The sequence below is a fragment of the Rodentibacter ratti genome, assembly GCF_002000485.1.
Classification (GTDB): Bacteria; Pseudomonadota; Gammaproteobacteria; order Enterobacterales; family Pasteurellaceae; genus Rodentibacter; species Rodentibacter ratti.
Window position 1 is genome coordinate 366,528 of record NZ_MLAJ01000002.1, and the last position, 12,134, is coordinate 378,661.

The 12,134-nt window shown below is 39.4% G+C and carries 10 protein-coding genes; 7 read left to right on the plus strand and 3 right to left on the minus strand.

Features of this window, described 5'->3' with window-relative positions:
• Window positions 1-139: 139 nt before the first annotated feature.
• Window positions 140-1,156 carry a Fe(3+) ABC transporter substrate-binding protein gene (locus BKG94_RS02685; protein ID WP_077433935.1) on the minus strand — a complete coding sequence of 339 codons (1,017 nt, stop codon included), beginning with the start codon at window positions 1,154-1,156 and terminating at the stop codon, window positions 140-142.
• A gap of 327 nt (window positions 1,157-1,483) precedes the next feature.
• Between BKG94_RS02685 and napF the strand changes: the two genes are divergently transcribed.
• The 7 genes from napF to BKG94_RS02720 all read left to right on the plus strand — a co-directional run bounded on the left by napF (window position 1,484) and on the right by BKG94_RS02720 (window position 7,723).
• Window positions 1,484-2,032 carry a ferredoxin-type protein NapF gene (gene napF / locus BKG94_RS02690; protein WP_077433937.1) on the plus strand — a complete coding sequence of 183 codons (549 nt, stop codon included), beginning with the start codon at window positions 1,484-1,486 and terminating at the stop codon, window positions 2,030-2,032.
• A complete protein-coding gene (locus tag BKG94_RS02695) occupies window positions 2,007-2,288 on the plus strand; it encodes a chaperone NapD (RefSeq protein ID WP_077433939.1) in 282 nt (93 codons plus the stop codon). The genes napF and BKG94_RS02695 overlap by 26 nt, the downstream gene beginning before the upstream one ends.
• A 99-nt stretch (window positions 2,289-2,387) precedes the next feature.
• Entirely contained in the window at window positions 2,388-4,871 is a 2,484-nt protein-coding gene (napA, locus tag BKG94_RS02700) for a nitrate reductase catalytic subunit NapA (RefSeq protein WP_077433941.1), read from the plus strand.
• A 94-nt stretch (window positions 4,872-4,965) separates the two neighbouring features.
• Window positions 4,966-5,775 carry a ferredoxin-type protein NapG gene (napG, locus tag BKG94_RS02705; protein ID WP_077434116.1) on the plus strand — a complete coding sequence of 270 codons (810 nt, stop codon included), beginning with the start codon at window positions 4,966-4,968 and terminating at the stop codon, window positions 5,773-5,775.
• Window positions 5,775-6,641, plus strand: coding sequence for a quinol dehydrogenase ferredoxin subunit NapH (napH, locus tag BKG94_RS02710; RefSeq protein WP_077433943.1), 867 nt, complete (start codon window positions 5,775-5,777; stop codon window positions 6,639-6,641). The genes napG and napH overlap by 1 nt, the downstream gene beginning before the upstream one ends.
• 5 nt (window positions 6,642-6,646) lie before the next feature.
• On the plus strand, window positions 6,647-7,090 hold the full coding sequence (locus BKG94_RS02715) for a nitrate reductase cytochrome c-type subunit (protein ID WP_077433945.1): 444 nt from the start codon (window positions 6,647-6,649) through the stop codon (window positions 7,088-7,090).
• Window positions 7,091-7,102: 12 nt separating this feature from the next.
• Window positions 7,103-7,723, plus strand: coding sequence for a cytochrome c3 family protein (locus BKG94_RS02720; protein WP_077433947.1), 621 nt, complete (start codon window positions 7,103-7,105; stop codon window positions 7,721-7,723).
• Between the two features lie 173 nt (window positions 7,724-7,896).
• Here BKG94_RS02720 and BKG94_RS02725 read toward each other — a convergent pair whose 3' ends face one another.
• Both BKG94_RS02725 and BKG94_RS02730 read right to left on the minus strand, forming a co-directional pair.
• Window positions 7,897-9,441 carry a methyltransferase regulatory domain-containing protein gene (locus BKG94_RS02725; protein WP_158074635.1) on the minus strand — a complete coding sequence of 515 codons (1,545 nt, stop codon included), beginning with the start codon at window positions 9,439-9,441 and terminating at the stop codon, window positions 7,897-7,899.
• 275 nt (window positions 9,442-9,716) lie between these two features.
• Window positions 9,717-11,744, minus strand: a complete 2,028-nt coding sequence (locus tag BKG94_RS02730; protein WP_077433951.1) for a BCCT family transporter — start codon at window positions 11,742-11,744, stop codon at window positions 9,717-9,719.
• Between the last annotated feature and the right edge of the window lie 390 nt (window positions 11,745-12,134).

Consider the following 12,134-nt stretch of genomic DNA (forward strand, 5'->3'; position numbering starts at 1 on the left):
CAAACATAATTAGTACTAAAGGTATGCTTTATTAAGAATAAAGTATTTTAGACACTAAAACGAGCTTTAACAAATTTTCAGATAATACCTTATCCTTTGTAAAAAGCTCGTTTTATTTTAATTAAAGAAAGTCTAATAATTAAAATTCATCAAATTTCACTTCATCAACTAATTTCAAGGCTTTCTCATAATTTTTTGCGATAGTTTCCAATTTTAAGGTATCCGGTGTGAATGTTCCCCAACCTTTCACTAATTCAGAAGGTTCAACACCCGGTTTTACCGGATACTCATGGTTAAGCTGGGCATAAAGTTTTTGGGCTTTTTCACCACTTAAATATTCCACGAGTTTTACGGCATTTTCTTTATTCGGTGAATGTTTTGCCAATGCCACACCACTGATATTAACATGCGTACCGTGTTTGCCGGCTGGGAAGTTAATCACCGCAGATTCAGCCCAAGCTTTTTGTTTTTCATCATCTAACATTTTACCGTAGTAATAACTGTTGCCTAATGAATAATCGCAAATCCCCTCTTTGATTGCTTTTACTTGATCGCGGTCACCACCTTGAGGTTTTTGTGCAAGATTCGCTTTTAACCCCTCTAAAAAGGCCTTAGTTTTTGCTTCGCCATAGTGTTCAATCATTGAAGCAAAAAGTGAAACGTTATAGGAATTTTTACCTGAACGCACGCATACTTTACCTTTGAACTCCGGTTTGGCTAAATCTAAATAATCAAAATCAGCAGGTAATTTCCCTACTCGGTCTTTAGATGAATAAATGACACGTGCACGAGTTGTTAAACCATACCATTTGCCATCTGAATCACGATATTGCGCAGGAATATTTTCATCTAAAACCTTAGAGGTAAACGGCTGTGCTAAACCTTCATTGACGATCTGCATCACGCGTGAAATATCCACTGTCAATAACACATCTGCAGGGCTTAACTCACCTTCTTGTTTAACCCGTTCAACTAAACCTTTATCGGCAAAAATGACATTCACCTTAATGCCGGTCTCTTTTTCAAAGTCCTTAAGCATTGGTTCAATGAGATAAGGTTGACGATAAGAGTAAACATTCACTTCATGTGCTGCAAATGCGGAAGTTGAAAGCACTGCAGAAAGAGATAATGCAAGTGTCGTGAGGGATTTTTTCATTGGACTTTCTCCATATGGGTAGGTTTATTATTCGGCAAGATTCTAAAAGGTTATCCAATCACCGTCAATAAGAATTATTATTATTTAGTAACTTTAAGAGTATTTTTTATAATATATCGCCTTCAATTATGTCCCCAAAAGGATGCTATCCATCTTTATAAAAAGATTCTAAAAAAAATCAACAACTAACCTTCTTTTCTTGATCTAACACAACAAAAGTTCAACTCTTTATCAATCTACCTCTTTTTGGTAGTTTATCTATTGTAATCACAATTAGATAATCCTCTATCCAGATAAGGTATAGATTTATTCACGAAGGTAAACTAAATGAGCGTTAAGAACTTACCCCGCAGGCAGTTTTTACGAGGTAAATTTTTAGCATCATTACACACTGAAAACGAACAAAAACAAGGCGTTGAGGGAATTCTTCCTCCATGGTCCGTTGCCAATAACGAATTTATTGAACAATGTACACGCTGTGGTGATTGCTTGTCAGTTTGCGAAACTAAAATTTTAGTGAAAGGTGATGGGGGTTTTCCGGAGGTTCAGTTTGACAACGGTGAATGTACTTTTTGTAGAAAATGCGTGGAAATTTGTCAACAACCGATTTTCCGTCCATCAAATGAACAACCTTGGTCACATAAAATTGAAATTAGTGAGAATTGTTTAACACAACGAAGTATTGAATGTCGTTCATGTCAAGACAGCTGTCCTGTAAGTTCCATTTATTTTCGTTTCCAAATAGGTAGTGTGGCGCAACCTTTTGTAAATCTAGATACTTGTAATGGCTGTGGTGCTTGTTTACAAAATTGCCCTGTTAATGCCATAAAAATTAATCATCTAAAACATAATGAAGAAAAAAAATTTAGTAGCTAAAGATATACAGGATTGGCATGTGGTCGGCTTGATAGTACAAGCCAATCCTAAAAAAATGGCGGCAATTCAGACCGCACTTTTGGAAATTGAGCATACCGAAATACCGACATTTGATGAGAAAATGGGTAAATTGGTTGTAGTGATGCAATCTCATGATCAGCATGTTCTGCTTGATAATATGGAAAGCGTGAACAACATTGATGGTGTAATTAACGTATCACTGATCTATCACGAACAGGATGAACAGAAAAAATAATCTATTTTTGTATATTTATTGTTCCGCAGCAGCAGAACATTCATCCTTAAAAATATAAACTTAATTTTGAAAATCAACGTGTAATGTGGGGGAAACGCGATGAGCTTAAGTCGTCGAGACTTTATGAAGGCCAATGCAGCTATGGCAGCAGCAACGGCAGCGGGATTAACTATCCCAGTCAAAAATGTGGTTGCGGCAGAATCCGAAATTAAATGGGATAAAGCAGTATGCCGTTTCTGCGGTACCGGCTGTGCCGTACTGGTAGGAACTAAAGATGGACGTGTTGTTGCTTCCCAAGGCGATCCTGATGCCGAAGTAAACCGTGGTTTAAACTGTATTAAAGGTTATTTCTTACCAAAAATTATGTATGGTAAGGATCGTTTAACGCAGCCGATGTTGCGTATGACAAACGGCAAATTCGATAAAAACGGGGATTTTGCACCTGTTTCTTGGAATGTTGCCTTTAAAACCATGGCTGAAAAATTTAAAGAAGCCTTTAAACAAAACGGGCAAAATGCGGTTGGGATGTTCAGTTCCGGTCAATCAACCATTTGGGAAGGCTATGCGAAAAACAAACTTTGGAAAGCCGGTTTCCGTTCAAACAATGTGGACCCGAATGCACGTCATTGTATGGCATCCGCTGCGGTCGCCTTTATGCGTACCTTTGGTATGGATGAACCAATGGGTTGCTATGATGATATTGAGCAAGCCGAAGCATTTGTCCTTTGGGGTTCAAATATGGCGGAAATGCACCCGATTTTGTGGTCTCGTATCACAGATCGTCGCATTTCTAATCCTGATGTGAAAGTAGCGGTTCTCTCAACTTTTGAACATCGCAGTTTTGAGCTTGCCGATCACGGTTTAGTGTTTACACCGCAAACCGATTTGGCGATTATGAACTACATCATTAACTATCTCATTCAAAATAATGCGATCAATTGGGATTTTGTGAATAAACACACCAAATTTAAACGTGGTGAAACCAATATCGGTTATGGTTTACGTCCTGAAAATCCGTTAGAGAAAGACACGAATCGTAAAACCGCAGGTAAAATGCACGATTCATCATTTGAAGAATTGAAGCAATTAGTGTCGGAATATACCCTTGAAAAAGTATCAGAAATGTCAGGGGTAGACAAAGCTCAACTTGAGAATTTAGCGAAACTTTACGCAGATCCAAATAAAAAAGTGGTGTCGTTCTGGACAATGGGCTTTAACCAACATACACGTGGCGTATGGGCAAACCACTTGATTTACAATATTCATCTATTAACCGGCAAAATTTCTATTCCGGGTTGTGGTCCATTCTCATTAACCGGTCAACCTTCCGCTTGTGGTACGGCTCGTGAGGTCGGTTCTTTCCCACATCGTTTACCGGCAGATTTAGTGGTGACAAATCCGAAACACCGCGAAACAGCCGAGCGTATTTGGAAATTACCGAAAGGTACCATCTCTGACAAAGTAGGTTTGGATACCATCGCACAAGATCGTGCAATGCACGATGGTAAAATGAACGTATTGTGGCAGATGTGTAACAACAATATGCAAGCCGGCCCCAATATCAATGCCGACCGCTTGCCGGGCTGGCGTAAAGAAGGCAACTTCGTGATTGTCTCCGATCCTTATCCAACAGTCTCCGCACTATCCGCCGATTTAATCCTTCCAACAGCAATGTGGGTAGAAAAAGAAGGGGCATATGGTAATGCCGAGCGCCGTACGCAATTTTGGCGTCAACAAGTAAAAGCACCGGGAGAAGCGAAATCTGACCTATGGCAATTAATGGAATTTGCTAAATATTTCACAACTGATGAAATGTGGACGGAAGAATTGCTCGCACAAATGCCGGAATATCGTGGAAAAACACTGTATGACGTGCTATTTAAAAATGGTCAAGTGGATAAATTCCCACTCAGCGAACTGGCTGAAGGTCAATTAAATGATGAATCCGAACACTTTGGCTATTATGTGCATAAAGGTCTATTTGAAGAGTATGCCGAATTTGGTCGAGGTCACGGGCATGATTTAGCACCTTTCGATATGTATCACAAAGCTCGCGGGTTACGTTGGCCGGTCGTTGACGGAAAAGAAACCTTATGGCGTTATCGTGAAGGTTACGATCCTTACGTAAAAGAAGGCGAAGGTGTGGCATTCTATGGTTATCCGGACAAAAAAGCGATTATCCTTGCCGTACCTTATGAACCACCTGCAGAATCTCCGGATGCGGAATTCGACTTGTGGTTATCAACCGGTCGTGTTCTTGAACACTGGCACACAGGAAGCATGACTCGCCGCGTGCAAGAATTGCATCGCTCATTCCCAAATAATTTAGTGTGGATGAACCCATTAGATGCAGAAGCTCGGGGACTACGTCACGGAGATAAAATTAAAATTTCATCCCGCCGTGGTGAAATGATTTCTTATCTGGATACTCGCGGACGTAACAAACCGCCTCGTGGCCTAGTCTATACTACTTTCTTTGATGCAGGTCAGCTTGCTAATGTATTAACACTTGATGCAACAGACCCAATTTCAAAAGAAACCGACTTTAAAAAATGTGCGGTAAAAGTAGAAAAGGCTGTGTAAAAAACGACATAAAAACCAACCGCACTTGTCACTAGGATAGGAAATGAAACAAATTCATTTCCTATCAAAAGTGCAATCAATATTTAAAGAGAAAATGAAAAAAGCCACACTAAATCCTGAACGCCGACGCTTTCTAAAAGAGACTACCCGTACTGCGGGTGGTCTTGTTGGCATAGGAATTTTGCTGGGGTTACAACAAAATCAAAGCTTAGCCCGTGAAGGTGTAGCGCTACGCCCGCCGTTTGCACTGCAAGATGCAAAAGCATTTTCTGCTGCTTGTATTCGTTGTGGTCAATGCGTACAGGCTTGCCCTTATGATATGTTGCATCTAGCGTCGCTTCTGTCGCCGGTAGAAGCAGGTACACCATACTTCATTGCACGTGATAAACCTTGTGAAATGTGTCCTGATATTCCATGCGCACACGCTTGTCCAAGTGGAGCACTAGACCGCGATGCAACGGATATCAACGAATCACGTATGGGATTATCCGTATTGTTAGACCATGAAACCTGTCTCAACTGGCAAGGTCTCCGTTGTGATGTGTGCTATCGTGTTTGTCCGCTAATCGACAAAGCAATTACTTTGGAAAAACAACACAATCCTCGGTCGGATAAACACGCTTTACTCATCCCGACAGTGCATTCCGATGCCTGCACCGGTTGTGGTAAATGTGAACAAGCCTGTGTGCTGGAAGAAGCGGCAATTAAGATTTTACCAATGGATCTGGCGAAAGGTATGTTAGGCAAACATTATCGTTTAGGTTGGGAGGAAAAAGAAAAAGCCGGGCATTCTCTTGCACCGAAAGATATCATTTCTTTACCTGCCCGCACACCAGAGGCTACAGTGACGATACCGGAGGTCGCAGAACCTGTTTTGGCACCAATTTTAGAGGTAACCAAATAATGGCAGCAAATGCACCTAAACATGCTGGGAGAGAAGCCCGTCAAAAATGGGGATGGTGGTATGCCAACCGCTTTTTGTTTTGGCGACGTTTAAGTCAACTAGGCATTCTTGCGATGTTTTTAAGTGGTCCTTGTTTTAATGTGTGGATCTTAAAAGGTAATTACAGTGGTAGCCTACTGTTTGATACGATTCCTTTGAGTGATCCCTTAATCACTGCTGAAAGCCTTGCTGCGGGTCATTTACCCGATCTTCTGACCTTAATCGGTGCCATAATTATTGTACTTTGCTACGCAATACTGGGAAGTAAAGTATTTTGTGGTTGGGTTTGTCCACTAAACATTGTGACAGATACTGCAGCATGGTTACGTCGTAAACTTGGTATTCGTCAAACGGCAAAACTCCCTAGAGGATTACGCTATGGTATTTTGACGATGATTTTAGTCGGCAGTGCTGTAAGCGGAATGTTACTGTGGGAATGGATTAATCCTGTTGCAGCATTAGGACGCGCTTTTGTATTCGGATTGGGTGCGACAGCTTGGTTAATCGCGGTAGTTTTTCTTTTTGATTTGTTGATTGTCGAACACGGTTGGTGCGGACATTTATGCCCAATCGGCGCGACTTACGGCATTATTGGTGCCAAAAGTATTCTCCGAATTAAAGTCATTGATCGCAGCAAATGTGACAATTGTATGGATTGCTATAACGTCTGTCCGGAAGCACAAGTGTTACGTTCACCTTTACACGGAAAAAAAGATGATAGCCTACTTGTGCTTTCGAAAGATTGCATCAGCTGTGGACGTTGTATTGACGTCTGCGCTGAAAAAGTTTTTAAATTTTCAACTCGATTCAATCATTCAGGGGAGTGATTAATATGACCAATCAGGTATCTAAAATTTTAGTGGGATTCATGACCGCACTTTTTGCCGGTTACTTAATGGCGAACGATGTCCAACCTATCGGTAAAGACCTAACTCAATCGCCGGAAAATATTGCACCGGCATTCCACACTGCACCGCGTGAAACGGAGTTACCGGCATTAAATTATGTGAACCAACCACCAATGGTGCCACACAGTGTGGCTAATTATCAGGTGACCAAAAATGTGAATCAATGCTTAAACTGCCACAGCCCGGAAAATTCACGTTTAAGTGGAGCAACCCGAATCAGCCCGACACACTTTATGGATCGTGATGGAAACATTGGTTCAAGCTCATCACCACGCCGTTATTTTTGTTTACAATGCCATGTTTCTCAATCAAATGTCGATCCTATCGTACCAAATGATTTCAAACCGATGAAAGGTTACGGTAACTAATAAGGAAGGATTATGTCAGAGAAAAAACCAAATTTCATCGTGCGCTTTTGGCGTTGGTTTCGTAAACCAAGCCGTCTAGCCGTGGGAACAATCATTACTCTTGCTTTTATCGGCGGTATTTTATCTTGGGTAGGTTTTAATTACGGCTTAGAGCAAACGAATACTGAAAAATTCTGTGCAAGCTGCCATATGAATGACGCCTATCCGGAATATCTTCACAGCGTACATTACCAAACCCGTACGGGTGTAGGCGCGAGCTGTCCGGATTGCCATGTACCACACGAATTTGGGCCGAAGATGAAACGCAAAATCATTGCCGCAAAAGAGGTCTATGCCCATTACACTGGTAAAGTGGATACATTGGAGAAATTTAATCAGCATCGTTTGGAAATGGCTGAAAGAGAATGGGCAAGAATGAAAGCCAATGATTCTCAAGAATGTCGTAATTGTCATAATGTAGATCGAATGAATTTCAATGCACAACGCTCTGTTGCGGCGAAAATGCACGAAAAAATCAAAACAGAAGGAAAAACCTGTATTGATTGTCATAAAGGTATTGCTCACCAGCTACCTGACATGAGTAATGTAGAATCCGGCTTTAAAAAAGAGGCATCGGATAAAGCGGAAAAATAATTAATTTTTGACCGCACTTTATATAAATATCGGCACCTTTTGGTGCCGATTTAATACTCATAAAATGTTTCTATACTAGAAATATATTTAAAGCCCGATACCTTTCAATAAGATCGGGCTTTATTTTATCCTTAATAAAAAATATTAAGCTATTAATAGCATTTTCAGTCAGTTTAGATAATTCCTAAACATTCTAACTGTGGCAATTGATTTTCTACAAATTTATTGTAGATTCTTTCCATTGCGGCTTTTCCTTCTTCGTCCTTTTCCAAAGTTTTCCCGTCTTCAACCATAAATAGACCATTTTCTTTTAATAAACTCCAGGCAAAATCCAATTGTTTTTTCTTCGTAAACCCATCAATATGGGCAAGTAAAAACCAACGCTGTATCATATCAAGATTGTATGCACCGCCGGTAACTGGACTAGCAAGATAGTTAATACTGAATTGCGAAGAACGGGATTGCTCCAAAACATAGCGATTAAATGCCATGCAATGTGGGCGCGCTTGCTCAATTGTCTCTTCCGATTGTGCCACCGCCAAATTATTTTTACCGACAAGAATAGCTAAAACAGTAAAAATATCCGCTTCATTAAAGCGACCTTTTAATGTTTCAACGATATCCTTAACCAAGTGGATTTTATGATCCTGCAGTATATCCAATATCGGATTAAATAAATCTACGTTCAAATCAACACTCAAATGACCTGAAGCTTTCATTTCAATTTGTTTACGAGGGGTATGTAACAAGACACGCAATTTTTTCCATGCTTCTCTTTGTTCATAGCTATTTAATCGACGCGCACCTTTTATCCAAAAATCCTTGCGGAATTGTTTATTTAAAATAAAGTCTTTAACGGTTTGAGCAAATGACGGATCACTAAAACTTGCGATTAATTCACGTTGCTCTTGGTTATATAGCGTTTCATTAAAATCGTCTAAATAATTACTAGAGCAAGCGAAAGTCAATTTGGCGGATTCCAACCATTTTTGCATATCGGCAAAATACATCGGTTGCCAGTCTTTATTTAAATATTCGTGAGCAACATAATGTGGATCTTTGTTTTTAAGTTGCTCGACCCGAGAGAGTAATTCCGGTGATTTTTGTGTTAGATTAGTGCTTTGAGCAAATACTTTACCAACAAATTCTATACTATCCTTAATATTTTGTTGGCGACTATTGGAATGTGCGGTCATTGTATTATGATGTTGAAGCAATAAATGGCGCAGTGGCGATGGCGCAGACCATCCCGGCAACGTATTGTAACTGATATATAAGATGCCGCCGACTTTTAGTTTACGACGAATAAAATCCACCACAATGGCACGGTTTTCATCAGAAATCCAAGACCAAATACCATGTAAACCGATAAAATCAAATTCAGGTAAATCATCACGCTTACAAAATTCATTAAAACCTTGATCTGCGATTAATGCACCATTATTCGCCACCTCAGAAAGATAACTGGCAAAATTGGCTTGAGATGGATTAAAATCCGTAGCATACCATTTAGCATGACCGGCTGTCGCATGTACATTCATCGATATACCTTGCCCAAACCCAAGCTCACAAGCATGATATTGAGAAGTTAAAATTGATTCCGGTAGTGCAATCCCTGCCATTAAAAAAGGAATAATGGCATTATTAGGATTGAGCTCCGAATAATAACCAAATGTGTAATTTATATCGCTAACATAGCCTTCTGACCAACTAGACATAAGAGATTTCCCCACTAATTTCCATATCATTAAATAATAATTTCTATTGCTACTACATTAAAAGTCCACGCAATATACCTTATTTTTAAAATATAGTCGTTAAAATTATTTAAGGAATATCTCATTTTTTATCATGATTTTTTACCAAATACTAAAAAAGTACTACATTCCAAAATTAATTAACTTAACATAAAGTGAGTTTTTTATATTTATCCTAAGCGGCATATTAAAAAAGTGCGGTCATTTTTGACCGCACTTTTTGATACTAATAAAAATTACTCAGCTAATTCTACTTGTTCATGTGCCATTAATTCCTGACCGACATCATCAAGTAAAGTGAGATAACGCTCGTATTGTCTCAATATGTCGGCTATCAATTCATCTTGATCCATATATTGCACATCATAACCAACACGCCCATCAAAAAAATACGTATAAGGCTGATAACTCGTTCCATGTTGAATATGTGGAAGATTTTCATCGTTAATTAGCTGTTCGGAAACCTCATGTCCGACGGATTTAATCCCATACATAAAATCACGCATCAATTCTTTTTGAATGACTAATTCTACTGCGGGTTCTTCCTGCTCAAATAAGGTATTAACTTGTACGTTTAAATTATATTTACCGATAAGTTCTTGGCGCAATTCACGCATTGCCGGCAACGCTGTGTATTTTAAGAAACGTAAAATATCTTTTTCCTGTGTTTGGTTCATCATTTGTTCCAAACGTTCTTTCCATTTTTCACCCGTCCATAAAATACTGGTCGGATTCACCTTTGTTGTAAAGTATTTTTTATCTGCATTTAACCCTTTCCATAGACTAAAACACATCACTAACATCAATACGGCAAAAGGTAATGCCACCATTAATGTCATAGCCTGCAAGTTTGCTAAACCACCTGATTGCATTAATACAACTGCTACTATGGACATCAATACACCCCACATCACGGTTTGCCAGTTAGGTGATACAAGGCTTTTATCACGAGAAGCAATATTGTTCAAAACATAAATTCCCGAATCCGCCGAAGTGATAAAAAATAGAGAAATAACGATCAAACTTACCAAACCGCTCATAGTAGGTAATGGCAAATAATCAAGGAACTTAAACAATAAAGTTTCCGGTGATGAAATCATTTGTCCCAGTACACCGGCAGCCTCACCATCATTTAACCAGATAGCGGTATTACCAAATACTGTAAACCAGAGGATACCAAATAAACTTGGGATGACTAATACACCAAAAATAAATTCACGGATAGTACGCCCTTTGGAAATGCGGGCGATAAATAGCCCGACAAAGGGTGCCCATGAACACCACCACGCCCAATAAAGCACCGTCCAACCACTAAACCATTCGGTATGTTCTTGCTCATACACATAGGTTTTAAAACTAAGTTGTACTAAATTACTAAGATAGCTGCCAATGTTATCGCTAAATGCCGAGAGTAAATAAAGCGTTGGCCCGGTAACTAACACAAAAATGAGTAATAAAAATGCCAATGTTAAATTCAATTCACTAAGCATTTTTACCCCTTTCCCTACGCCTGAGATAGCAGAAAAAACCGCTAGACTCATTACCACAGCAATCACAATAATTTGTAATGTAAAAGTATTTTCACTCACCCATCCCATTTGATGCAAACCTGCACCTAATTGAGAAGCACCAAAACCTAGCGTAGTAATAATACCGAATAAGGTGGCAAGCAATGCCACAATATCGATGAGATCTCCTACTTTTCCATTGATGCGATCTTTCAACAACGGATAAAAACAAGAGCGTAATGCTAACGGCAATTTATAACGGAAACCAAAATAAGCCAAAGCTAATGCAATCGTGCCATATACCGCCCAAGCATGAATCCCCCAGTGAAATAAAGTATGTAATAATGCCTCTTGCTGTCGATGTTCCGCCGCACCGCTGGTTATTTCTGAAAGATAGTGGGTTAATGGCTCAGCAACACCAAAGAACATTAACCCCACGCCCATGCCGGCAGCAAACAACATGGCAAGCCAAGAGAGGAAACTAAATTCAGGTTCTTCCTCATCACTACCAAGTTTAATGTTCCCCAAACTACTTACGGATAAAATCAGTAAAAAGCCTAAAAAAACGGAGAATACCAATACATAAAACCAGCTAAAATTTGCAAAGATACCGGCTTTCGCTTGGTTTAATAATGCTTGAGTTTGAGCCGGTGCGATTAAAATCATCGCCACCAGTAATAAAACAAAAAACAGCGTTAATCCAATCACAAAAGGATTAAATGACGTTCGCTTTTCCATAAATTGAGATAAAGACAAACCTTTCCCCTTAAAATGAAGTCTATTAATTAAAAATTCGATTTATTCAAAACGTTGCCATTAGGCAAAAAAGTGTGTAGTGGAACCACTACAATGACAGCACATAGAAGTGCGATTTTGGTAGAAATACTCAGTAGGCATTGTGAGATTATTTCTAAATAACGGGCGAATTCTATCAAAAAATGATGATTATTTCAAATTAGTAGATATTGACGAGTAAAAGTGCAGTGAAAAACACCGATATTTTCCGGCGTTATGTAGCAAATGCTCGAGATAGTTATTTCAATGAAAGATAAGGTGATTTCCCTTGTTTAATATAAATCCTCTCGCCCGCTTGCGGGAGAGAGACGACGGAAATTGCGTTCGGCAATTTTCGTCAGAGAGAGGGGA